Source organism: Streptomyces tauricus, assembly GCF_014650955.1.
Taxonomy (GTDB): Bacteria; Actinomycetota; Actinomycetes; order Streptomycetales; family Streptomycetaceae; genus Streptomyces; species Streptomyces tauricus.
Window position 1 is genome coordinate 1 of record NZ_BMVY01000051.1, and the last position, 22,926, is coordinate 22,926.

Annotated in this window: 16 protein-coding genes and 4 pseudogenes; 11 read left to right on the forward strand and 9 right to left on the reverse strand. The window is 69.1% G+C overall.

The window, feature by feature from the left end:
- Nucleotides 1-97: 97 nt before the first annotated feature.
- Nucleotides 98-726, forward strand: a pseudogene (locus tag IE278_RS38845) (IS5 family transposase); the annotation flags it as partial.
- Nucleotides 727-737: 11 nt separating this feature from the next.
- Here IE278_RS38845 and IE278_RS38850 read toward each other — a convergent pair.
- Genes IE278_RS38850 through IE278_RS38860 form a run of 3 tightly spaced genes read right to left on the reverse strand, consistent with a single transcriptional unit; the run spans nucleotide 738 to nucleotide 3,579 of the window.
- Complete coding sequence (locus IE278_RS38850; RefSeq protein ID WP_189779727.1) at nucleotides 738-1,121, reverse strand: RidA family protein; 384 nt, start codon at nucleotides 1,119-1,121, stop codon at nucleotides 738-740.
- Nucleotides 1,122-1,151: 30 nt separating this feature from the next.
- Complete coding sequence (locus tag IE278_RS38855) at nucleotides 1,152-2,642, reverse strand: carboxylesterase/lipase family protein (protein WP_189779728.1); 1,491 nt, start codon at nucleotides 2,640-2,642, stop codon at nucleotides 1,152-1,154.
- Between the two features lie 22 nt (nucleotides 2,643-2,664).
- Nucleotides 2,665-3,579, reverse strand: a complete 915-nt coding sequence (locus IE278_RS38860; RefSeq protein WP_189779729.1) for an MBL fold metallo-hydrolase — start codon at nucleotides 3,577-3,579, stop codon at nucleotides 2,665-2,667.
- Between the two features lie 181 nt (nucleotides 3,580-3,760).
- Between IE278_RS38860 and IE278_RS38865 the strand changes: the two genes are divergently transcribed.
- Together IE278_RS38865 and IE278_RS42700 are read left to right on the forward strand one after the other, a co-directional pair.
- Nucleotides 3,761-6,550 carry a helix-turn-helix transcriptional regulator gene (locus IE278_RS38865; protein ID WP_189779730.1) on the forward strand — a complete coding sequence of 930 codons (2,790 nt, stop codon included), beginning with the start codon at nucleotides 3,761-3,763 and terminating at the stop codon, nucleotides 6,548-6,550.
- 251 nt (nucleotides 6,551-6,801) lie between these two features.
- Nucleotides 6,802-7,182 carry an alpha/beta fold hydrolase gene (locus IE278_RS42700; protein ID WP_246571490.1) on the forward strand — a complete coding sequence of 127 codons (381 nt, stop codon included), beginning with the start codon at nucleotides 6,802-6,804 and terminating at the stop codon, nucleotides 7,180-7,182.
- Between the two features lie 62 nt (nucleotides 7,183-7,244).
- Here IE278_RS42700 and IE278_RS43360 read toward each other — a convergent pair.
- Nucleotides 7,245-8,584: pseudogene (locus IE278_RS43360) on the reverse strand (NtaA/DmoA family FMN-dependent monooxygenase).
- Nucleotides 8,581-10,185, reverse strand: a complete 1,605-nt coding sequence (locus tag IE278_RS38880) for a DHA2 family efflux MFS transporter permease subunit (protein ID WP_189779731.1) — start codon at nucleotides 10,183-10,185, stop codon at nucleotides 8,581-8,583. Before IE278_RS38880 ends, IE278_RS43360 begins: the two are co-directional and overlap by 4 nt.
- A 577-nt stretch (nucleotides 10,186-10,762) precedes the next feature.
- Here IE278_RS38880 and IE278_RS38885 point away from each other — a divergent pair.
- Nucleotides 10,763-11,386, forward strand: a complete 624-nt coding sequence (locus tag IE278_RS38885; protein WP_189779732.1) for a TetR/AcrR family transcriptional regulator — start codon at nucleotides 10,763-10,765, stop codon at nucleotides 11,384-11,386.
- A gap of 162 nt (nucleotides 11,387-11,548) precedes the next feature.
- A complete protein-coding gene (locus tag IE278_RS43365) occupies nucleotides 11,549-11,959 on the forward strand; it encodes an NAD(P)-binding domain-containing protein (protein WP_213089780.1) in 411 nt (136 codons plus the stop codon).
- A 356-nt stretch (nucleotides 11,960-12,315) separates the two neighbouring features.
- On the opposite strand, the gene IE278_RS38895 is transcribed toward IE278_RS43365, so the two are convergent.
- Entirely contained in the window at nucleotides 12,316-13,032 is a 717-nt protein-coding gene (locus IE278_RS38895; RefSeq protein WP_189779733.1) for an NADPH-dependent F420 reductase, read from the reverse strand.
- 1,539 nt (nucleotides 13,033-14,571) lie between these two features.
- Here IE278_RS38895 and IE278_RS38900 point away from each other — a divergent pair.
- The 3 genes from IE278_RS38900 to IE278_RS38910 all read left to right on the forward strand — a co-directional run bounded on the left by IE278_RS38900 (nucleotide 14,572) and on the right by IE278_RS38910 (nucleotide 17,622).
- Nucleotides 14,572-15,282, forward strand: coding sequence for a nitroreductase (locus tag IE278_RS38900; protein ID WP_189779734.1), 711 nt, complete (start codon nucleotides 14,572-14,574; stop codon nucleotides 15,280-15,282).
- Between the two features lie 388 nt (nucleotides 15,283-15,670).
- On the forward strand, nucleotides 15,671-16,936 hold the full coding sequence (locus tag IE278_RS38905) for a NucA/NucB deoxyribonuclease domain-containing protein (protein ID WP_189779735.1): 1,266 nt from the start codon (nucleotides 15,671-15,673) through the stop codon (nucleotides 16,934-16,936).
- Nucleotides 16,937-17,073: 137 nt separating this feature from the next.
- Nucleotides 17,074-17,622, forward strand: coding sequence for a hypothetical protein (locus IE278_RS38910; protein WP_189779736.1), 549 nt, complete (start codon nucleotides 17,074-17,076; stop codon nucleotides 17,620-17,622).
- Between the two features lie 699 nt (nucleotides 17,623-18,321).
- On the opposite strand, the gene IE278_RS38915 is transcribed toward IE278_RS38910, so the two are convergent.
- Nucleotides 18,322-18,714, reverse strand: coding sequence for a winged helix-turn-helix transcriptional regulator (locus IE278_RS38915; RefSeq protein WP_246571500.1), 393 nt, complete (start codon nucleotides 18,712-18,714; stop codon nucleotides 18,322-18,324).
- A 107-nt stretch (nucleotides 18,715-18,821) separates the two neighbouring features.
- Here IE278_RS38915 and IE278_RS38920 point away from each other — a divergent pair, with 107 nt between their 5' ends.
- From IE278_RS38920 to IE278_RS38930, 3 genes and pseudogenes are all read left to right on the forward strand, one after another.
- Nucleotides 18,822-19,658, forward strand: a complete 837-nt coding sequence (locus IE278_RS38920) for an enoyl-CoA hydratase/isomerase family protein (RefSeq protein WP_189779737.1) — start codon at nucleotides 18,822-18,824, stop codon at nucleotides 19,656-19,658.
- Nucleotides 19,659-19,833: 175 nt separating this feature from the next.
- On the forward strand, nucleotides 19,834-20,820 hold the full coding sequence (locus tag IE278_RS38925; protein WP_189779738.1) for an NADPH:quinone reductase: 987 nt from the start codon (nucleotides 19,834-19,836) through the stop codon (nucleotides 20,818-20,820).
- A 246-nt stretch (nucleotides 20,821-21,066) separates the two neighbouring features.
- Nucleotides 21,067-21,455, forward strand: a pseudogene (locus tag IE278_RS38930) (transposase); the annotation flags it as partial.
- Here IE278_RS38930 and IE278_RS43370 read toward each other — a convergent pair.
- Together IE278_RS43370 and IE278_RS38935 are read right to left on the reverse strand one after the other, a co-directional pair.
- Nucleotides 21,433-21,633 (reverse strand): annotated as a pseudogene (locus IE278_RS43370) (DUF5959 family protein); the annotation flags it as partial. The pseudogenes IE278_RS38930 and IE278_RS43370 sit on opposite strands and share 23 nt — an antisense overlap.
- A 252-nt stretch (nucleotides 21,634-21,885) precedes the next feature.
- Nucleotides 21,886-22,857, reverse strand: coding sequence for an aldo/keto reductase (locus IE278_RS38935; RefSeq protein WP_189779740.1), 972 nt, complete (start codon nucleotides 22,855-22,857; stop codon nucleotides 21,886-21,888).
- Nucleotides 22,858-22,926 lie beyond the last annotated feature (69 nt).

Consider the following 22,926-nt stretch of genomic DNA (forward strand, 5'->3'; position numbering starts at 1 on the left):
CTACAAGATCCCGTTCACCGAGCCCTTGACGTCACCATCGGGCCCTTAACTTCGTGGCATTGGATGATCGACGCGGTGTGCTGCCTGGTCGACTCTTGTGCCTGATGGCCTGTCGGACCGTGTGGCCCCGTCGCTCCCTCCTCGTCCGCCGCGTCGGCGCCGGTATCCGGGACGGTTGCCGGTGCATGACCGGGCTGCTCTGCGCGGCATCGCCTACGTACTGCGCAAGGGTGTGAGCTGGGCCGATGTGCTCACAGAACGGATCGGCTGCAGCGGCGTGACGGCCTGGCGGCGGCTGCGGGACTGGACCGAGGCCGGCGTCTGGCCGCGTCTGCACGAGGTCCTGCTGGCCGACCTGCGCCGGGCGGGACTGCTGGAGATGGACGACGCGGCGGTCGACGGCTCACACGTCCGGGCCCTCAAAGGAGGGCTCACACCGGACCTTCGCCGGTCGACCGGGCTCGTCCGGGAAGCAAGCACCACCTGATCACCGACCGGAACGGGACACCCCTTGCGGTGTCCCTGACCGGCGGAAACCGTCATGACGTCACGCAGTTGATGCCGCTGCTGGACGCGATCCCACACATCCGCGGGACCCGGAGCCACCCCCGTCGGCGGCCCAGGCGCCTGTTCGCCGACCGGGGCTACGACTACGACAAATACCGTCGCCTCCCCCGGGCCCGCGGCATCACGCCGAAGATCGCCCGCAGAGGCACCGCGCACGGCGGCCATCCTGATCAGTCGTCCAGTACTGCCAGGGCATCGACCTCCACGAGCAGCCCCGGCGGAAGCTGCATGTAGACGGTGGTGCGGGCGGGGAAGGGTTCACCGACGGCTGCCGCGTACGCCCCGTTCATCTCGGCCAGGTGGGCGGGATCGGTGAGGTACACGCGGAGCATCACCACGTCCTCCAGGCCCGCGCCGCCCGCCTTGAGTACGGCGATGACATTGCGCAGGGTCTGCTCGGTCTGCTCGGCGACCGTGGTCCCGACGACATGGCCCGTGTCCGGATCGAGCGGGAGCTGCCCGGAAACCTGCAGGACGGGGCCCTTTCGGATGCCTTGGGACAGCGGGGCTGCGAGGGCGGGTGCGTTCTCGGTGGTGATGACGGTTCTGGTCATGGTGTGTCCTTGGGCATCGTGGCCGGAGGGTCAGCGCCAGGCCTGTCGTTCCTGGCTGCGGGGGTCGTCGACCTGGGTCCACTCGGCGTCGATGCGCATCGTGGCCCGGCGCTCGTCGTCGTACGGGTCCCAGCCGGGGTTGCCGGTCCTGGCGAACCGGACCCATGTCTCGTGCATACGGGCGGCGAGACCCGCGGGGGGCTTGTCAGGGCCGAGCAGGGCGGCGGGTCCGTGCAGTTGCGGAAGGTGGGCGACATCGAAGACGAAGGCCAGCTCGACCGCGTGGGTGGCACCGAGCTCTCCGTCCATGGCGTGGGAGCGCCAGGCGAACTCGTAGGCGTAGGTGGCGGATTCGAGGTGGGCGGCATGCGCGCCGGTCAAGGCCCAGCTACCCGCGCCGAACAGCGCATCGCCCATGATGGCGGAGCGCAGCTCGCCGAAGGACGCCTCGGGGCGTGCCTTCCGGTACGTCTCGACGAGTCGCGCCGGATTCGGGTGCGCGCGCGCCGCGGCATCGTCGACATCACCGGCGGTCGAGGTGGCGTACTTGCCCACCGGGACCAGGTAGAGGTTTCCCTCTTCGGTGTTCGTCCCGATGAGCAGGTGGATGGCGCTGCTGAGGCCGGCGGCGACGGATTCGGCGGGCTGCGTGTCGAGGACCAGGCTGAAGGGGCTGAGTCCGATCAGCGGGTCGTGGTGCGTCTGGGTCTGCAGGTCGATGCCCGCGAGCCGGGAGCCGGCCTCGACCAGGCGGTCGTCGGAGACGTCTGCGAAGGCGTCGACCCGGGGCTCGACGCCCAGGGCCTCGGCTGCTGCCCTGGTGACGCGGGCGGCCTGCTCGGTGGTGAACGCCCCCAGGCCGCTGCCGCTCTGGACGATTGCCCGGCGGAAGAGGCCGGCGGCTTCCGGGGCGGCGAGGACGCCGCCGACGATGGTGGCCCCGGCCGACTGGCCGAAGAGGGTGACGTTGTCCGGGTCACCGCCGAAGGCGGCGATGTTCTCCCGCACCCAGCGCAGCGCGGCAACGACGTCCAGCAGGCCGCGGTTGGCCGGCGCGCCGGGGATGTCGAGGAACCCGGCGATGCCGAGCCGGTAGTTGAGGGTGACGAGGACGACGCCGTCACGGGCGAAGGCGGAGCCGTCGTACAGCGCGGACCGCGTCGATCCGGCGACGAATCCGCCGCCGTGGACGAACACCATGACGGGCAGGTCGCCGTTCGCGGCGGCGGGCGTCCAGACGTTGGCGGTGAGGTAGTCCTCGCCGCGAATCCAGCCGGTGCCGAAGTAGGGGGACATGTTCACGGTGCCGAGCCGGCGTTCGGACTGCGGCGCGTTGGGCCCCGGCACGGTGGCGTCCCGTACGCCGTCCCACGGCTCGTGCGGCCGCGGCGGCTCGAACCGGCCGACGCCGCGGGGCGGGGCGGCGTAGGGGATGTTCAGGAAAGCGGCGGTGTCGCCCCGGCGCAGGCCGCGGACGGATCCCTGCGCCGTGGTCACGACGGGCTCGGTGTGGTGGCTCATGTCTCGTGCCTTTCCGCAGGACTCAGGCCTGCTCGGTGTACGGGGCGAAGGGGGCCCAGCTCTTGATGGCGAACTTGTCTCCCTCCCGTGCCACTTCGGCGGCGCCGTGGCCGCCCAGGTGCGCGGGGATCACGAGTGCGTTGTTGTCGGCCGCCCAGCCCAGCACCTTGCGGCGGGTGGCGCGGGCACCCACGGGGTCCTCGCAGAAGCAACTGTTGGAGTCGGGCTCGATGATCTGCACGGGGCTGTGCAACATGTCGCCGACGAACACCGCGCGGTCCGTCCCCGAGGTGAGAGTCAGTACGGAGGAACCAGGGGTGTGTCCGGGAGCCGCGTCCAGGCGGAGGCCGACGTCGATCTGGTGGCTGTTCTCCCACAGCAGCGTCCGGCCGGCCTGGTGCACCGGGGCCACGCTGTCCTCGAAGACGTTCTGGTTGCCGCGGCCGAGCAGCGGCTTGTGGCCGTTCTCGGGATTCCAGAAGTCGAAGTCGTCCTTCGGCATCAGGTAGGTGGCGTTGGGGAAGGTGGGCACCCACTGCCGGCCGTCCAGGTACGTGTTCCAGCCGACGTGATCGATGTGGAGATGTGTGTTGATCACGATGTCCACGTCCTCGGGCGCGACGCCGACGCGCGCGAGATTGGCCAGGAAGCCTGTTTCGAGGCGGTTCCAGACCGGCGCGTACGGGCGGTCCTTGTGGTTGCCCACGCCGGTGTCGACGAGGATGGTCCTGCCTCCGCTGCGCAGCAGCCAGGTCTGGATCGCGGTATTCACGATATTGGTCTCGGAATCCAGGAAATGCGGGGTCAGCCAGGGCGCGCTGTCGTCCCACACTTCCTTCGGACTTTCCGGGAAGAAGGTGTCGGGCGTCATTTCGACGGAGCCGAAGTACTCCCATACCCGGGTGACGGAGACGTCGCCCAGCTTGATCTGTTCCATGAGACATCCTTGGGGAGGGGGAGGTTTTCCTGGAACCGTACGAACGGCCTCGGCGCGCGCGGTATCCGTAACGTGACTGCACCTGCGCGCATGGCCCGGGCACTGGGCACCCGGCCGCTTGTAGCCTGGACGGGCCAGGGCAGGGCGACCCCGGTCGAAAGCCGCAATTCCGGGAGACTCCGTGGACGAGCACACTGGCGACCGCGGTGCGGTCATGGGACCGGAGCTGAATCCGGGGGCGCTGATCGTCGGCCGGGACGCGGAATTGGCACGCCTCTTTCGTGCGGTGGACTCGGTGTCGGCCGATCCGGTGCTGATGCTGGTCGGTGACGTGGGCACGGGCAAGAGCGCGCTGCTGGAGCACGCGGTGCGCCGGGCCGAAGCCGGTGGTGCTCGCATACTGCGTGCCGAGGGGAGCGAGTCGGAGTCGAGCCTGGCGTTCTCCGCACTGCATCAGTTGCTGCGGCCGGTGCCGGCCGAGATGGACGGACTGCCAGGGAGACAGCGCGCTGCGATGCAGGACGCCTTCGGCGAGGGGTCGGCGACCTCAGGACCCGATCTCATGCTGGTCGGGGTAGCCGTCCTGGGCCTGTTGTCAGGCCTGGGCGACCACCATCCCGTGCTCGTGGTGCTGGACGATGTGCAGTGGTTCGATCGTGCTTCCCTGGATGCGTTGTCCTTCGCTGCCAGACGGTTGGCAGGTGAACCGGTCACGATGCTGATCGGGGCCCGTGACGGCGATCACCTTCCGGGGCTCGACCGCCATGTGCCGATGCTCACCCTGGGACCGCTCGACACCGCTGCGGCCCATCAGTTGCTGGACCTGCAGCCGAAGAGCCCCACTGGCCACACCAGGTCGCGGATCCTCGACCAGGCAGGCGGCAATCCGCTGGCGCTGGTGGAACTGACGAGGACAGCATTGGTACACGACACGTCTGCACCGCTGCCGTCCATAGGTCCGCTTCCGCTCACCGATCACCTGGAGCGGATCTTCGCCGCCCGCCTGAACAGCCTCCCCGCCTCCACCACGCGGGCCCTGCTGCTCCTGGCCGCCATGGACAGCGCCGACTCCGCTGTCGCCGCCTCGGCTGGACTGCCGCGCGCCGAGGATGCGGCCTGGCTGCCCGCCGGGCAGGCCGGACTGGTCCGGCGGACCGGCCGGGACGTCCGGTTCCGCCACCCACTGGTCCGGTCCGCCGTCTATCACGCCGCATCCTTGGCCGCCCAGCGCGAGGCACACCTCGTGCTCGCCGAACTGCTGCGGGACGAACCGGACCGGCGTGCCTGGCACCTGGCCGCCGCCAGCCCGTACCCGGACGCGGCCGTGTCGGCGGAGCTGGTGCGGACCGCCGGCCGGGCCCGCCGACGCGGCGGCCATGCGGCGGCGGCCCAGGCCCTGCAGCGCGCCGCGGAACTCGCACCGCGGCGCGAGGACAGCGCCCGGCTGCTGGTCGAAGCCGCCGCGGCGGCCGTGTTCACCGGAGACATCGCCTGGGTCGAGGAACTGGTCGCTGCGGCACGCGCGCGCACGGGTGACGCAGCCTTGCTGGCCTCCGCCGCTGTGCAAGCCGGAAGGCTGGCTGTCCTGACCGAACGCCACACCATGGTCTTCTCCCGACTGGCTGACGCTGCCGAGGAGTTGACGCTCTCCCAGCCCGCCGCCGCGCTGGACCTCGTGGCCGGCGCCGCCGTGGTCCGCTTCTACTCCGGAGAGGACACCCAGCGCCACCGCATCCAGGACATCCTGCGGCGCCTTCCCGAGAACGCCTCACACGCAGGCTTGCGCACCTGGGTGAGAGCCGTCTCGGACCCCTTCGACGACCGGGCCCAACTCGTCTCCCTGCTTCCGCAGTTGGTCGCCGAGGCGCAAACCCGGCCGGAGCGGCTCACCACCGTCGGGATCATGGCGTGGCTCCTGGACGAGACACCACGGGCCGTCCGCGCCTTCGACGAGGCCTTCGACCGCTGGGAGCTGCAGGGAGCGCTGCCCGAGGGTCTGGGCGGCGCGGTCGCCTGGGCCTACGTGGAGCGAGGAAGATGGGAACAGGCTCGTGAGGCCTGCACCCGCACCACCGCGGTCGGCCGGGCGGCCGGCCTCGACCACGCCGTGGCCTGTGCGGCTACCGTGGACGCCATCGTGCTGGCCTTCCAGGGCGATGCGTCCTCGGCTCGAACCCGGGCCGAGGACGCGCTCGCTCTCATAGATCCGCTGGAAAGCCGCTCGGTCTCCGTCTACGCCCGTCGTGCGCTCGGTGCCGCGGCAGCCGCAGAAGGCGCCTACGAGACCGCGTACGACCAACTCCGCATGGTCTTCACGGCCGACGGCGCGCCTGTGCACTACCACGCCGCCTACCCGGCCCTCGCGGATCTGGCCGCCGCCGCTGTGCGCTGCGGCCGCCATGAGGAGGCTGTCGCGATCGTCGAGCGCTCGGCATCCGCGCTGGCGGACAACGCCTCACCTCGTCTGCGTGCGCTGATCAGCCGAGCCCGTGGCCTGCTGGCGGACCCCGAGGACGCCGAACCGCACTTCCGGGCGGCTCTGGCGGATCCGGTACTGGAATACTGGCCCTTCGAACGCGCACAGACCCTACTCGACCTCGCCGAGTGGCTGCGGCGCCGTCGGCGCATCGCGGAGGCGCGGGGGCCGCTCACCGAGGCCCTGGAGATCTTCCGTCGCCTGGGCGCGCACCCGTGGATCGAGCGAGCCCGGGCCGAATCGCGCGCCGCCGGCCTCGACGTCACGGATGCGGCCCCCGGCGCGCTCGCCGAACTCTCCCCGCAACAGCAGCAGATCATCCGGCTCGCCGCCCGCGGGCTGACCAACCGTGAGATCGGCGAGAAGCTCTTCCTCTCCCCGCGCACGGTCAGCTCGCACCTCTACCGCAGCTTCCCCAAGCTGGGCATCACCGCCCGTTCCCAACTGCGCGACCTCATCGAGGGCACCCTCGCGACGGCGGCCCACCAGGAATAGGGGCACGCCCGGCCATGGAAGCAGTCACCCGACGTATACCGCACGCCATCCCACCGGACCAGACAGGCCACAAGGGCGTGGCAGCGGTAACCCGCCAGGTGACCCCTTTGCCCTGGCATCCCGATGCCCCCGCTTGTCTTCAAGGCCTTGCGAAAACGCAGGCCAGGGGCCAGTGGGCGGGGCTGAACACGGCCTCGCTCGTCGTGGCGGGACGGGGACGGCCGACCACGACGAGGGAACGGACATCCACGGTGGCTGCGAAGACAGCGTCGCTATGGGACGGCTTTGCCGCAGCCGACCCGGGGCTCCTGCGTCCGGCCGCCGGGCCGCGTAGCGTCCTCGGCCTCACTCTCACCGTGGCCGCGCTGACCGTGCTGAATCAGTCCTCTGTCATGCTTCTGGCTGTCGGCTTCACAGAGATCCTTCCGGATGAGTGGAGGCAAGTCGCCTGCCCCACCCTGGTCGTCCTGGCCCAATCCAGCTTCATCTCCGCGCAGGAAGCCGACGAGATGCTCCGGCAACGACCCGCCGCCATGGCCATGAGCATCCCCGGCACCGGCCGCGACCTGCACCTGGAACAGCCCGAAACCCTGCACACCGCGCTCTCGGACTTCCTTGAGGGTCTCGCCTGAAACTCTCAACTACACCAAGAGTCAGATCCCGCGCATGGCTATCGATCCACAGATCTTGACCATCACTCCGGCTCTCCGGTGATGCGCGGGTCGAGTCCGTACTGGTGCGGAACGCCGAGGTTGGCGCGCAGGGTCGTGCCCGGGTACTCGGTGGGATAGATGCCGCGTTCCTGCAGGATCGGCACCACCTCGTCGACGAATGCGTTGATGCCGTCCTCGTAGATGTCGGGTGTCACCCAGAAGCCGTCGGCGGCTCCCGCCTCGAACCACTCCTGGAGGTGGTCGGCGTGGAGCGCGCCCGGGCCCACGACGGTGGGATGGAAGTCGATCACGCCATGGGCGAGGACGTCGCGCGGGGACCACCCCTCGCGTGCCACCGCCAGAGCGTTCGCCGAGCGCGGGTCCCGCGGTGAGGCGTGCGCGGACGACAGCTGCTCCGGTGTGAGAGGTTCGTCGAACCGATCCGGGTGGATATGGATCCCGAGCATCGCGCCGAGGTGGGGCAGACGGGCCTCGATGACGTCGCCTGAGTATTTCAGGCGACGGTTGAGGCCCTCGCGCACGGTCGGCGCGACGGTGGTCATGATGCCTGCGATGTACTTGATCTCGTCGGGGTCGCGGCCGGCTTCGCGTGCCGCGTTCCGCACGAGCTCGCGCTGGGCGCGCGCCTCCTCGATCGTCCACACCTCGGCGATGAAGCCGCTCGCGTAGCGGCCCGCGATCGACAGGAGGTGCGGGCTGGGGCCGCCGGACGTGAAGACGACGGGCTGACCCTGTTCCGACGGTGGGATCGCCAGGGGCCCCGCGAAGCGACGTACTGGCCCTGCAAGTTGACGGGTTGCAATCTCGTCGGGTCGATGAAGCGGTTCGCTGCCTGGTCCTTGATCCACGCGTCTTCTTGCCAGCTGCCCCAGAGCGCCTGGACGATCTGGATCGCCTCGTGCGCCCGTTGGTATCGCTCGGCGCGCTCGGCGACGGGCCGTCCGTAGTTGGCGGCGACGGCGGGGTCACTGGTCGTCACCGCGTTCCAGCCTGCGCGCCCATGGCTCAGAACGTCCAGGGCCTTGAACTGGCGTGCCGTGTTGAACGGTTCCTGGAACGTCGTCGACCCGGTCGCGACGAAGCCGATGTTCGTCGTCTCGCGCGCGACGGCGGTCAGCTGGATGAGCGGGTCCATGAGGTTGTTGATGGTGGAGTGCTCGACGTCACCGCGTACGGCGGGGAAGTCGGGAGTGAAGAGGAAGGCGAACTTGCCGCGCTCGGCGGCTCTTGCATGACGCACGGTGGCATCGACGTCGGTGTAGGTCCCGGGGTCCACGTGCGGGGCACGCCAGGCGCCGTGCAGGCCACCGTATCCGTCGATGAGCCCCATCCCGAGAACGAGCTTCCTGTCCGTGGTCATCGGGCCCCCGTCTTGCAGATCGCTTCGCCGTCGGCCGACGTCCCGCTGGCCGTTTCGCCGTCTATCGTCTCGTTGCCGACCGGCCGCGGCGCGGCAGCGACCGTCCCGTCGGCGGCTGTCTCATCGGCGGCCGGACTCGGTGTCCGGCCGAGGAAGAGTGCGCCCACCAGCACGAGCAGGCCGATTGCCCAGGCGGTGATGAAGGCCGCCTGTCCGGCGGACTCGGCCTGCGCCGTGGTGAGCACGGCGGCGTCCCGGGCGCCGGAACCGATGGTGTAGGCCGAGATGAACACCGCACCGAAACCGGCACCGGCGAGCTGCTGGACGGTGGCGAAGGCAGCTGTGCCGTGCGGGTAGAGCTCGCTCCGCAGGGCGCCCATCGCACTGGTCGTGAGCGGCGCCCACATCGTGGCCATCGCGCTGGTGAACACCAGCCACGCGAGGATCAGCGTGATCACGCTCGTGCTCTCGTCCACCCGGCTGAGGAACCACAGGACGGCCAGCCAGACGATCGCACCGGGAATCACCAGCGGACGCGGGCCGAAGCGGTCGTAGAAGCGGCCGCTCAGGGCCGACACGATCGAGATCGCCGCCCCGCCCGGGATCAGGAAGAGGCCTAGCTGGAGGGTGCTCAGGCCGGTGACGTTGGTCAGCACCAGCGGGACCACGACCAGCAGACCGATCCCGTTGCCCGCCACGAACACCATCACCAGGATCGGTAGGACGAATGACTTCCGCAGGAAGATCCGCATGTCCAGGAACGCGCTGTCGCGACGCTGCAGGGGGATCTGTCGCAGGACGAACGCCACCAGGCCCGCCAGGCCCACCGCGAGCGGCAGGTACGGCGAGATCGGGGAGTGCCCCGCAGACGCCTCGCCGATCAGGGAGAGTCCGTAGACCAGGCCGCCGAAGCCGATCGCGGACAGCAGCAACGACGGTACGTCCAGGGCCACCGGCTCCGGGGTGGTGGTGTTGCGCAGCTTCCATGCGCCCAGTGCCAGGGCGGCGACCGCGATCGGCAGCATCAGGATGAACAGCCAGCGCCAGCTCAGTGCGGACAGCACGAGACCTGACAGCGCCGGCCCGAGGGCCGGTGCCACGGACGGGACGGCTGTTGTGATCGCCATCATCTGGCCGCGGCGGCCGACCGGGACCAAGCGCAGCGTGGTGGTCATCAACAGGGGCAGGAAGACGGCGGTGCCGGACGCCTGGATGACCCGGCCGGCCACCAGGAGGCCGAACGTCGGCGCGATCGCGGCGAGTGTCGTCCCGACGAGGAACAGCGACATCGCGACCAGGAAGACCGTTCGCATGTGGAAGCGCCGCATCACGAATCCGCTGGCGGGGATCAGCACGGCCATGGTCAGCAGGAAGCCGGTCGTGACCCACTGCCCGGTGCTCGGGCTGACCCCGAAGTCCGCGATCAGCGTGGGCAGGGCGACGCCGAGGAGCATCTCGTTGAGGAAAACGATGAACGTCGAGACCATCAGGACCCCGATGACCAGGGCGACACCCGGCGGGAGCCGATCGCTGGAGTGGGTCGTCGGTGCCGCGGGTGCGACGCCGGATGCCGATGGGGTGGTCATGTACGTGCTCGCCATCTCGTGAGGGTGGAAAAGATCAGTCGCAGCGACGTGCCCGGCCCGTCGCCGGGCAGGCAGGGGTCGGGTCCGGGCCGGTGGGCCGGCATCCGGCGTGGGCGAGGACGTCAGCCGGCAGTGAGCCGCCGGCGATCCGCGGGGGCCACCGGGGCCTCGTCCGGGACTTCGATGAACCGGACAGTAAACGGAGACAGCCTCCGCTCACGTGAGGACGATACGGAGACGGTCTCCGCCTGTCAACGGCGGCCGAGCGGACGCGACCGAGACCACAAAGCGCCTGGACACAGGCGACCTACGGGCATCCCGGGCTCGCGACCGACAGGCGGCGGCAATTCAGCTCGTCGCACCCGTACGCGCGCCCGCGTGAAGTGGAGCCGGCCGTGGCGGCATTCCACATCCAGGCGGGTGGCGGCCGACTCCCCGACGGCCGCCGATGCGAATCGCCTGCGTGCCGCGCCAGGAGGGGGACGCCCGCCAAGGCCGGCGGTAACATCAAGTACGAATGAGGAGATAATCTCCGTTTCACGAACGGCAACATGGAGAGAGTCTCCGTATTGCCAATGAAAGGCACACGGACATGGGCGAGGCAGCCGCCGGCGAGCGCCGACAGCGGACGGACAAGCAGCGCAACCGCACACACATCCTCGAGGTCGCGGAGCAGTTCTTCACCGAGCAGGGCATCACCGGCTCTCTGGACGCCATCGCCAAGCGGGCCGGCGTCGGCCCGGGCACGCTCTACCGGCACTTCCCCAACCGGGAGGCGCTGCTGGCCGCCCTGCTGCAGGCCCGCGACGAAGAGCTGGAGGCCCGCCGCGTCGCTATCCAGCGCGAAGTGACCGACTCCCGCGCCGCACTCACACAGTGGCTTCAGGCGATGGGCGAATGGGTGTCAGCCTTCGATGGTCTGCCCGACCCCCTGCGGGCCGCGCTGACCGAGGGCACGTCCCCGCTGGCGCTCACCTGTCAGGGCTTCGTGACGACCACCGAGGACTTCCTCCGCGCGGCACAGCGCGACGGCTACGCCAATCCCGGGGTGCGGGGACGTGACCTGTTCCTCAGCACGCTGGCCACGGCCTGGGCCCGTGGTGCCGCCATGGCCGACGAGTCGTCGCCCGACGCGCTCGTCTCCCTCATGCGCACCGGTTGGGAGACGCCGTCGAGCGACGAAGGTCCCTCGGCGCCGCAGGCGCGAGTGAATTAAAGCGCGGCCCCTCTCCGCGGCGGCTAAGCGCCATTAAGGGCTTCACTGCCGGACACCACTCACCGGCCGGGCCAGGCCGGCCGCACTGCCCTCGGATGCCGATAGAGCGCCGGCGCCGCATCGGCCGCCGACCGCCCCCGCTTCGATGCGAGGAGATCCACCATGGAGATCGGCACTTCGGGCGTAGGACACATCGGCAAGACCCTGACCCAGCGACTCAGCGCCGCGGGACATGCCGTGAAGGTGGCCAACTCGCGCGGCCCGCACACGATCGAGGCCGATGCGCTGCCCTCGGGCGGGCGCGCGGTCACAGCAGCGGAGGCCGCGCACTACCGGGCACGGGCCGCCGGATCGGGGCCGCCGACGCCGGTCAGGTCGAGAGCCTGTGGGTCACCGAACAGCGGGGCCGGCCGATCGCCAAGGCTTGGAACGCGATCGGTTCCCACGCGTTCGCGGTTAAAGGCAGGCCCGCGGGAGCCCGGGCCGCATCGCCATCCCCACTGCCGCCGACCACGACCAGGACCGCCAGGTGGCCATGGAGCTGGTCGAGGACACCGGGTTCAACGCCTTTGACGCAGAAACGCTCGCAGACTCATGGCGCCTACAGCCGGCCCGCCCTGCTACTGCACCGACCTCACCCGCGAGGGAATGCCAGGTGCGCTGGCGGCGGAAGCCGAGCGGCTGCCCAAGCGGCGCGACATGGCCGTTGCCGCGACCCAGGAAAGGATCAGGGAGGCCACAACCAACCCCGATGCGGAGTACATCGTCCGCCCGAGCCGGGCCCTGTTCATGTGCCCCGTATGCGCACATCGGCCGTCGACCAGTACGCGCCCCTTCCACTCCACATACCTTGCCCCCGACGCCGGTCGGCGTCGGGGGCAAGGTATGTGGAGTGGAAGGGGGTTACGGCGCTGCCCTCACACGTGCTGTCAGAAGGTGCGTGCGGCCACCTTCACCCGCCGGGCCGTCCGCAGGGCCTCTTGCAGCTTGTCGGCGGGCAGCGGTGCCGCAGGGGCCTGCATGATGCGCTCGGCCGGCACGTCGGGATCTGCCAGGTAGATACGGGTGTAGGCACCGGCCTCGGGCTCGAAGCGCCAGCTTTCGTCCAGGGTTCCGGCGTCCACCGCGTCAAAGCCGAGCCGGCCGATCAGGTCTGCCGCTCGGGCTTTCGCACCGCGGTCATCGCCCGCGACGGGCAGGGCGCTGCGATCCGGGGCCCCGGTGGGCCGGGCCAACTGGGGGATGTGGTGGGCCAGGATGTTGTTGAACGCCTTGACCAGCAGCACGCCGGGCAGGAGCTGCTGCTCCAGCTCGGCCGTGGTCACCTCCTCGGAGTCGAGTGCGGCGATCCGGCCGTCGCGGTAGGGGTAGTAGTTGCCGGTGTCCAGCACGGTCCTGCCCGTCAGGAGACCGGCGGGAAGGTCGTGGTACGCGGTCAGGGGAATGCTGAGCACGGTCGCCTCCCCGGCGCGGGCGGCCTCCTCGACGGTTCCTGCCATGGCGCGCGGCCCCAGTTCCTCTACGAGGTCCTTCAGGCTCTGGGGACCGCGTGAGTTGGCTATCACCACGTCGATGTCCGCGGCCACCGCCAGCCGTGCGACCGCGGACCCGATGTTGCCGCTTCCGATGATTCCCAGGGTCGGCATCGCTGCTCCTTGCTTCGTTGGTGTGGCGAGCGGTCCGGTCAGGTCTCGATGATGGTCGCCGTCTCCTGCCCGGCCCGTGATCAGACCCTGAGCCCATACCTTCTTTGACGTACCGCACGATCACTGGGCCTGTGATGTGTGGGCGCCGAAAAAGCGCTGGTACCACGTGAGTGGTCTCAGGGAGTCCTCGCCCGGCTCCGCTTCCGTTACGCGGGCCAGCAGGACAGTGTGGTCGCCGCCGGGTTGTCCACGAACAACAGCGGCTGGGTACTGCCGCGCTCGGCGGCCTGTACGCCTCGTATGAACAGGTCCGGCGTCGCTTCGCTTCACTTCCGACCATACGGAGAGTGCCTCCGCTTTGTCAAAGGATGAGGTCACCGCCCCGGGGGTGCCGACGAGGCGCAAACACGCACTCCGCGACCGCATGCGCACGCCCTCGACGTCGCACCCACGCCCGAACCGGCACCCAACCGCAGGGAATCCCGGAGGGCGGCCGAGAGGGCCGAGTGGTCGCGCTCTCAATCCTCCGCGAACCCGGCAAGACCCCAGAAGGCGCCAGCCAGCTTGACCGGAGGAACCCTCCACTTTACGCTTGCATCCGTCCGGAGACAGTCTCCGTTTCCATCGGAACCGCAGCACCACGCATGAACCGGGAGGACGCATGAGCGTCGAGGTCCAGCAGGGACACAAGCCCCGTGCGAGCTTTCAGCACAACCGTGCGGCCCTGCTGGAGGTGGCGCAGCGTCAGTCCCAGAGGGACAGGGTCGGCGCCTCCCTGGAGAGATCGACCGAGCAGGCCTGCGTCGGGACCGGCACACTCTGCCGGTACTTCCCGACGCGGGAGGCGCTGCCGGCGGCCGTGCTGCAGACGCGCTCCGCGGAACTGGTGCCCACCGGGCGGACATCGCCCAACTCGGTGACGCCTCCGAGAGGCTGCGGCAGTGGCTGCGGGCCATGGAGGAGTATTTCAGCGCCTTCAGCGGGCTGCCGGAACCGCTCATGGCCGCGGCCAGGTCGCAGGAACCTCGCCACCACCGAGGAGTACGCGCGGGCCGCACAGCGTATGGGACACGTACATCCCTCAGTGAGGAGCTAAAACCTGTACCTCGCGGTCGTCTATCCGGCCTGGACTGAGGGCGCCGATGCCCGTGACGAAGAGGCGCTCGATCGTCTGCACGCCCGCACCGAGGTCGGATACCGCGAACAGGACGATCCGGAGTAGGCCGTCAGCCGTTCGCCGCGCGGTTGAATGCCAGCGCCGTCGGATGCCGCACAGCGGAGCCCTTCCACGACCAATCGGCCACCGCACCTGACCGTCCCGGATGGCAGCAGGCTTACCCGATCGACCGACCGCGCCGCTGCGAAACGCGGGCATGCGGATGCCGTCCGAAACCCGGCCTTGATCGTCCCGTCCGTCCCCTTCCCGCAGACCCCCGGGTCGCCTCGGAATCACCCACCCGCTGTCCTCCCCCACCTTGCAGAAGCACCTCCTGAGACCCGAGTGGCCACCGCAATGGACCACCCTTGAAAGGAATTCTCTTGCCCCCCACCTCCACGCCCTCGCCCATCACCGACATCGTGCGCTCCCGGTACTCCGTCCGGAAGTTCCTGCCCACCCCGCTGTCCCCATCAGACATTCGCGGTGTACTGGAAGACGCCCAGGCCGCTCCGTCGAACTGCAACACCCAGCCGTGGACGGTGCACGTCGTATCGGGCGCGGCACGCGACGCCCTGAGCAAGGAACTGCTCAAGGCCGACGAGGAGAAGCGGTTCTCCCCCGACTTCTCCTTCAGCTACGCAGACTTCGGCGAGGGCACCTACATCGACCGGGCCCACAACCACGCCGCGACTGTCTATCAGTCCGTGGGAATATCCCGCTCGGACCAGGCGTCGAGGTACGCCCACGCCCGCGAGAACCTGGAATTCTTCGGCGCCCCCCACGCCGCTTTCCTCTTCATGCCGGCGTTCGGCGACGGGGTGCGGGCGGCCGGGGACATCGGCATGTACGCACAGAACTTCCTGCTGTCCCTGACGGCCCGGGGCCTCGGAGGCATTCCGCAGACCATGCTCGGGCAGTACGCCGACACCGTCCGCGAGTTCCTGAACGTTCCCAAGGGGCTCAAACTGCTGTTCGGCATCTCCTTCGGCACCGCCGACACGACCGCAACGGTGAACGGCTTCCACATGGGACGCGCTCCGCTGGAACAGAGCGTCGTCCTGCACGACACCCCCGGCGTCCTCAACGAGTAGCACCTCTCTGTCGGCAGCACCAGGTAGGCGATCGGGAGCCGCCGACACATTCCGGACCGATGGTTACATGGACATTTCCCTGCCAATGATGCAGCCATGGCTTCGCTGCAGGACGAGATCGTCAGTTCAGCTGCCGATGCCCAGATAGCCGATTGGACCGTCCCCCTCACGTAGCCCGGCCACACCGATAGGGGCGGCCGCCCCTCAACGGATTTCCGGCCTCCTCAGACACGGGAGGAAAGCCGCAAAAGCTCTGAGAATCGCGCCGCTGCGGCCGCCGCAGAGAAAAATGACATGTCCGATTCCGGACTTTCGGGAACTTGACGGGCCGTCAAACATGGCCAACTCGACACACAGCAGTGCGCCTGTGCCACATGGGAGAGATGCCATGACCTCACGATTATCGATCAGAGCCCTCCTGGTCACCTTCATGACCGCGGTCCTGATCGCGCCCCTGACCAGTTCAGCAGATGCCCAGAGCCCCGCAGCGGGAACAAGACCACTGGCCGAAACGATGCCGACCTGTGCGGACGTCGAGGCCGGCAGATTCAAAGCACGTGGCAGCTCAGCCATGTGCATCGACCCCCAGGCGCCCCGGCTCGCCCGTTCCGAACTCCGCAGCAAGGCATCCTCGTTGGGACTCACCGCAGCCGATGGCAAAGCGGCCGCGGACTTCACCGGCACGGACGACGACGGGGCAGACACGCCCGGCCCGCTCGCGGTCGACTGTCCCGCGAACGAGCTGGAGACCAATCGCTTCAAATCCTGCTACCTCGGTGAGTTCGCATTCGTGGTGAGGCTGATCCCGTCCCAGCAAGTGATCGGCAGGGGATCCATCCTCCAAGTCGTGTACGGCTACGTCGACAACCGCGCGCGCCGCATGGAGCACGAAGTACGCCTGTCCCTCTACCAGGCCACCGGGGTCGTGCGAGCAGGAGTACTGGCCACCGTCCTCATCAGCTGCACCACGTCCTGCACCCCGACAACCACTCCCCCGCCCAAGCTGCTGCCCTTCCGCACCACCGGCTACGACAGCTTCCGGGCCCTGACGGAATCACCGGGAACCACCACCGACTTCACCAACCCGGTAGCAATGATGACCATCCAGTCCACCGCACCCAACCCGCTCGTCGACGAGATCGGCCCCCGGGCCGACGTGCGCTGTGACTCCACCCCCAACGTCGGCCCCGCCACCGGCGGCTGCGTCTACTACCGCTACAAGCCCACCTACGACCTGTCGACCCTCGACCCGAACACCGAGGAAGTCGCCTGGCACGTCTGGTGGGCCCAGAACAACCTCGTCACCGCCTGGGGCCGCGAAGGCTACGGCCCGGCCCTCACGCGTACGAGGGACCGGCAGCTCATCCGAGACAACCGCACCGAGGCATGCAGGGCGGCCCCCTCCCCCAGGCCCCCGGGCCAGTCCTGCGACGAGTACCCCTTCGCGACCACCCACGAAGGCGCCTCCAAGAACCCGGACTTCTCCTGGCACATGATCGACGCGCGCCAGAACACCGCAGAGGGCCGGGACTACCGACGGCCCTGGTACACCACCAACCGCCTTCTGGAGAACGACCAGTTCTGGGTCCGCATCATCCTCCCCCCGGCCGGAGCGGCCGCGGCTCCCGACTGGCTGCCGCCCTCGATGGCCTGAACAGCAGCCGCCCGCCCCGGCCGCAGGCAACCTGATCATCCACCGGGCCGCGGTGAGCAGGAACAATCCCGGTAGGGGACCGCCGTCAGAACACGGCGGTCCCCCACCGCCGAAACACCCAAGGAGATTGCGTCGCCATGACCGAGACCACGCCCGGGACGCCGCGGGAATCGGGACCGCTGACGCGTGTCCAAAAGACCCTGTTCATCCAGGACAACACGTATGCGCTCGTGAATCCGGCAGCGCCCCCCGAGCGCTTCACCGATCCGGTGGAGACCGGCGTCGTGGCCATCACCCACAGGGGCGGAATCGCCGCCTCGGTCACCTGCGGCACGCATATCGGTGACATCCGGATCACCACCGAGACCTGGCCCACCACACCGCTCATCGCCGATGAGCCCTGGGAAGACATCGCCGAGATCTCACTCCCCTGGCCGGGTGGCCGCATGGTCCTCTGGAGTTCGGACGACGACGAACCGGACGAGATCACCCTCTACGAACACGCCGAACCCGGCTCCTACCGCATCCGCGCTCACGTAAGAGGTCGTGACCTGGGCGAAGACCGCACCGAGGACGACACGCCGGAAGAACATCTGCTGCAAATCTGGCCGGCAAAACCAGACCAGCCAAACACCCTCAAAACTACCGACCGTACCGGCGCCTACTGGCGCTCCCAGCACGGGTAGCTCTTCAAAAGCGGCGGGGTCCGCGAAAACGGCTGCACTCGGTACCGTAGCCGGCTCGGTTTGTGAGCGGCGCGGGCCGCCCGGGCTCTGCCCGAGTGAGTCGTAGTCCGGTTGGAGACCGTCAGGACCAGCCGTGCCGGTGCGGCAGCCGCCGAGGAGGCCTCCGGCTGGAGCTGCCACGCGATCAGTGCCCGGATTCTCGCCAGGATCCGGCGCTGGTCCTCCCAGCCGGGCACAGCCGGCCCCGGGCCAGCTCCACCTCGAGTTCGGCGAACCGGTCCTGTCCTTCACCGCCCGCGACCACTCGCCGGTGCTGCGCGCCTTCCTCGACACCATCCGGAAGAACTGCCCCGACGCCGGTGCCGCGCTCAACGACCGTCTCCGGGCCCTGATTTGATTCGGGCGCTCTTCCCTTCGCGTCGGCGTACCCGGCTTCCCGGGACGGGTCGGCCTTCGCGTGAGGCGCATGGCGTGGACGAGCGAACCTCAGAGCAGTGCGACCGTCCTTTCGTTCGTGCGCAGTGACGGAACATGTCGAAGAACAGGATGCTGCGGCAGAAGTTGTCCGCGGAGAGTCCAGTGTGGCCGGGCGCTGCCGCGGCCAGGAAGCGCGGGAGGCGCTTTAGGTCATCCGGCCCCATGCGCCCGGCCACGTCCGTCGAGGGTCCCAGGCCGTCGAGGGATCGGCCGGGTGAGTGTTCACTGTCCCGGTGACCGTGCGTCGTACTCGTGCTGCGCCGTCAGGACGTCGTCGCTGTGCTCGACCGTCCAGTCGTACAGACGGGTGAAGGGTTCACGGAAGGACTCGCCGAGGGGGGTGAGGGAGTACTCCACGCCGAGGGGAGAGGTCGCGAGCACCCGGCGTCGAATCAGGCCGTTGCGTTCGAGTTTGCGCAGTGTCTGGGTCAGTACCCGCTGGGTCACGCCCTCCAGCTGCCGCTTGATCTCGTTGAACCGCGTGGGTTGCTCCAGGACCGCCAGGACCATCATGGACCACTTGTCGGCGATCTGATCGAGGATGGGCCGACTCGGGCACTCGGCACTGAACCGCGGCATGCTGCGGGGCGGCAGGGGCGTGGGGTTGGTATCCATCATGATCCTTGGTTGTCAAAAAGTGCGTTATTGACCGTCCTCGGCGCGCGGCCCAGGCTAGGTATGCGTTGCAAACCTACTGGCTCATCGCAAACCTTGGAACACTCATGAATCTGCACGAGTACACGACGCTCCGCGTCGGCATCGACGCCGGAGTCGCGTGGATCACCCTGGACAACCCCCCTGTCAACGTGCTCAGCGGAACCCTGATCCGGGAACTGCACGACGTCCTCGGGACGCTGCGGGACGACCGCTCGGTCCGCGTCATCGTGTTCTCCAGCGCCAACCCCGAGCTGTTCATCGCCCACGTCGACATCCACATCCTCAACGAGATGGACGAGTTGCAGGCGATCGCGGACCGCAACCCGGACGCCAACCTCTTCCAGGGGGTCGGCGAACTGCTCCGCCACCAGCCGCAGGTGACGATCGTCAAACTGGCGGGCAAGGCGCGGGCCGGAGGCGCCGAGTTCGTCGCGGCGGCCGACATGGCCTTCGCCGCGCGGGAGACCGCGGGCATCGGCCAGAGCGAGGTACTGATGGGCATCGTGCCGGGCGGCGGAGGCACGCAGTACCTGCGCGAGCGGGTCGGGCGCAACCGGGCGCTGGAACTGCTGCTCACCGGCGATCTGGTGGATGCGGACACGGCGGCCGCCTACGGGTGGATCAACCGTGCGGTGCCCGCGGCTGACTTGGACGCGTTCGTCGACAGCGTGGCGCAAAAGATCGCCGCGCTTTCCCCGGAGCTCATCGCCGCCGCCAAGCAGCTGGTCCCTCCGGCGGACCTGACAGACGGCCTGCGCGCGGAAAACGACGCGTGGGCCGAGCTGGTGAGTGGGGATCTGCCGCCACGACTCATGACAGGAGCCCTGGAGCGCGGTGCGCAGACCCCTGCGGGCGAGCGCGATCTGGAATCGGTCATGCGAAGCGTCGCCGCCGGCCTGTAGAGCCAGAGTCACGAGCCGGGCAACCCGCAGACAACATCCGTCCCGACCGTTTCGAGAGGCGGCAACCTCGCCGCCAAGGAATCACACCGCGACGTGGGGAAGCCCACCGGTGGCGACGCGCTCGTTCCCCGGGCCGGTGCCGGAAGCGCGCCCCACTCAAGAGGAGAGATGACCAATGAGGGCAGCCTTCTACGACACGCCAGGTCCCGCCGAGAGTGTGCTGCGGGTGCTGGACGTCGAGCGCCCCGAGCCCGGTCCCGGCCAGGTCCGCGTCCGCGTCGCGCTCTCCGCGATCAACCCGGGCGACATGTTCATGCGGCTGAACTCCACCCCGCAGGACTTCCAGCGGGTCGGGGAGCACACCGGCCGCATTCCGCACCAGGACGGCACCGGAACGATCGACGAGGTCGGCGCGGGCGTCGACCCGAGCCGGATCGGTGAGCGCGTGTGGATCTGGATGGCCGGTGCCGGCCATCCCTGGGGAACCGCGGCCGAGTGGACCGTCGTACCCTCCGAGCAGGCTGTCGCAATGCCGGACGGGATCTCCGACGAACTCGGCGCCTGCCTCGGCATCCCGGCGATGACCGCCCACTGGTGCCTGCACGCCGACGGCTCGCCCCGCGACCGCACCGTACTCGTCGCGGCCGGTGCGGGCGCCGTCGGGCACTACGCGATCGAACTCGGCCGGATCGCCGGCGCACGGATCGTGACGACGGTCAGCGGCCCGGAGAAGGCCGCACTGGCCAGGGCCGCGGACGCGGACCTCGTCGTGAACTACCGCGACGCCGACGCCGCCCAGCAGATCCTCGACAAGGCCGGGCCCGTCGACCGGATCATCGAGGTGTCGCTGACCGACAACCTCGAACTGGACCTGGCCGTCACCGGCCCGGGCGCGACCATCGTGACCTACGCGGCACAGCCCGAAGACCCGACGCTGCCGGTCTTCCGGCTCATGTGGTCCAATCTGGTGCTGCGGTTCGCCCTGCTTCTCACCGAACCACGGGAGGCGCTGCTGCGCGCCGCCGCAGAGATCACCACTGCCCTGCGCGAGGACGCCCTCACGCCACTGCCGGTGCACTCCTTCACCCTCGATGACGTGGCACTCGCACATGAGGCCGTCGAGAACGGCCTCATCGGTAAGGCTGTAGTCGACCTGCGCTGACCGCTTGAGCCAACGCAAGGCGGAGAGGGCCAGCCGGACATCCTGCAGCTGCCACATCCGTGAGTCCGGGCGCCGCGCCGCCGGCCCCGGCCGACCGCGCGGCGGGGCGGGGCGCGGGCAGCAACGGCTTGATGAGCGGTCACAGTTCATCCGACACGATCCGCGGCCGCGACTGACGCTTCGCCAGCCTGACCAACGAACAGACAAGCCGACAGCCACACGCTCAACGGCACTTGTTGGAGCCAGTGCAAAAGGGGCTCCACGACAGGACGAAGTCCTGTCGACCGGGGCAGGACGGGCAGCAAACACCATGTGCTCACCGATGCCCCCGGCTTCCCTCCAGCGGGATCACGCTGACCGGCGGCAACCGCAATGACGTCACTCAACTCGTCCCGCTGCTCGAAGCACTACCACCGGTACGGGGCAAGCATGTCCGGCCGCGCCGTCGACCGGACGCTGTCCTCGCTGATCGTGGTTACGTCCACGACCAGTACCGTCGCCTGCTCCGGCTGCTCGGCGTGAAGCCACTGATCGCGCACCGGGACACCGCACGCGGCTCGGGTCCTGGCCCCCAACGCCGGGTCGCGGAGCGCGTCTTCGCCTGTCTGTACTGGTTTCTCCGCCTGCGGATCCGCTCAGCCATCTGATGTCTCTGTCGGCTGCCAGCTCGTCCAGGGACGAGGACCAGCCGTCCAGATCCTCGGGTGACAGACACATCTCAAGGCGCCCGTTGGCAAAGCCGCTCGTGACGACGGCCTCGGCATCGACGTAGTCGTCGTACCGAGTCGCCCCCGGCCCGTGTCGGCCAAGCATCCGCAGCCGGACGCTGCTGCCCCCGTCGGCCAGGAGGGGCACGGCGGGCGGCGCAGCCGAACCCGGCAACCGCCCTGGCGGCAGATCAGACGATCTTCACCATGGGCACCCGCCGACGACCAGCACGAGTACCCCGCCCGCCCCGCACACCAGACCGTGACCTGCGTACTTCATGTCGCACAGGTCTCTTTGGGAATGCGGCACTCTTCGCCCGGATGCAGACCCGCGGCGTGCGTGGCGGTAGGTCTTTGATCAGCCGTCGATGGCGGCCATGTTGTCCGCGTCGTAGCGCTCGCCGGAGGCCCGGGGCAGGTCGTTCAGGCGGGCGACGTGGCCGGCAGTGAGCTCGATGTGGTCGGCGGCGGCGTTCTCCTCCAGCCGGGCGACTCGCTTGGTGCCGGGGATGGGCGCGATGTCGTCACCCTGGGCGAGCAGCCAGGCCAAGGCGACCTGTGCGGGCGTGGTGTCGATCTCGGCGGCTACGGCCCGGACCTCGTCGACGATCCGCAGGTTGCGTTCCAGGTTGCCGTCGGCGAAGCGGTGGTTGGTGCGGCGCCAGTCGTCGGTGTCGAGATCGTTCAGGGAACGGATGTTGCCGGTCAGGAAGCCGCGGCCAAGTGGGGAGTACGGCACGAAGCCGATACCCAGTTCGCGCAGGACAGGCAGGATCTCGGCCTCCGGGTCGCGGGTCCACAGGGAGTATTCGGACTGGACCGCGCTGACCGGATGCACGGCATGAGCGCGGCGGATCGTGGCGGGGCCGGCCTCCGACAAGCCGATGTGGCGGATCTTGCCTTCGGCCACCAGTTCGGCCAGCGCGCCAACGGTCTCTTCGATGGGCGTGCCGGGGTCCACCCGGTGCTGGTAGTAGAGGTCGATGTAGTCGGTACCCAGGCGCTTCAGTGACCCCTCCACGGCCAGGCGGATGTTGGCCGGGGTGCTGTCCGGAGCCGTGCCACCGGTGTGGGAGATCAGTCCGAACTTGGTCGCCAGCACGACCTCGTCCCGGCGTCCCCGCACGGCCCGGCCGACCAGTTCCTCGTTGATGAAGGGGCCGTACCCCTCGGCGGTGTCGATATGGGTGACGCCGAGGTCCAGAGCACGTTGGATCGTGCGGATCGACTCGTCGTCGAACTGGCCGGCTCCGGTGTAGAACGCCGACATCCCCATGGCTCCGAGACCGATGCGCGAGACCTTGAGGCTGCCTAGCAGAACGGTTTTCATGGCGCGGACTTCCCTTCCCATCACTTAGGTACCGAACGGTGCAGAACGCTAACACATCAAGACCGGCCG

What these genes read in the sequence shown, in the direction of transcription:
- IE278_RS38885 (WP_189779732.1), top strand. Translation starts at nt 10,763, where the DNA reads ATGGGCGAGGCAGCCGCCGGCGAGCGCCGACAGCGGACGGACAAGCAG.
- IE278_RS38935 (WP_189779740.1), bottom strand. Translation starts at nt 22,857, where the DNA reads ATGAAAACCGTTCTGCTAGGCAGCCTCAAGGTCTCGCGCATCGGTCTC.
- IE278_RS38910 (WP_189779736.1), top strand. Translation starts at nt 17,074, where the DNA reads ATGACCGAGACCACGCCCGGGACGCCGCGGGAATCGGGACCGCTGACG.
- IE278_RS38925 (WP_189779738.1), top strand. Translation starts at nt 19,834, where the DNA reads ATGAGGGCAGCCTTCTACGACACGCCAGGTCCCGCCGAGAGTGTGCTG.
- IE278_RS38880 (WP_189779731.1), bottom strand. Translation starts at nt 10,185, where the DNA reads ATGGCGAGCACGTACATGACCACCCCATCGGCATCCGGCGTCGCACCC.
- IE278_RS43365 (WP_213089780.1), top strand. Translation starts at nt 11,549, where the DNA reads ATGGAGATCGGCACTTCGGGCGTAGGACACATCGGCAAGACCCTGACC.
- IE278_RS38905 (WP_189779735.1), top strand. Translation starts at nt 15,671, where the DNA reads ATGACCTCACGATTATCGATCAGAGCCCTCCTGGTCACCTTCATGACC.
- IE278_RS38855 (WP_189779728.1), bottom strand. Translation starts at nt 2,642, where the DNA reads ATGAGCCACCACACCGAGCCCGTCGTGACCACGGCGCAGGGATCCGTC.
- IE278_RS38915 (WP_246571500.1), bottom strand. Translation starts at nt 18,714, where the DNA reads ATGGATACCAACCCCACGCCCCTGCCGCCCCGCAGCATGCCGCGGTTC.
- IE278_RS38895 (WP_189779733.1), bottom strand. Translation starts at nt 13,032, where the DNA reads ATGCCGACCCTGGGAATCATCGGAAGCGGCAACATCGGGTCCGCGGTC.
- IE278_RS38920 (WP_189779737.1), top strand. Translation starts at nt 18,822, where the DNA reads ATGAATCTGCACGAGTACACGACGCTCCGCGTCGGCATCGACGCCGGA.
- IE278_RS38850 (WP_189779727.1), bottom strand. Translation starts at nt 1,121, where the DNA reads ATGACCAGAACCGTCATCACCACCGAGAACGCACCCGCCCTCGCAGCC.
- IE278_RS38860 (WP_189779729.1), bottom strand. Translation starts at nt 3,579, where the DNA reads ATGGAACAGATCAAGCTGGGCGACGTCTCCGTCACCCGGGTATGGGAG.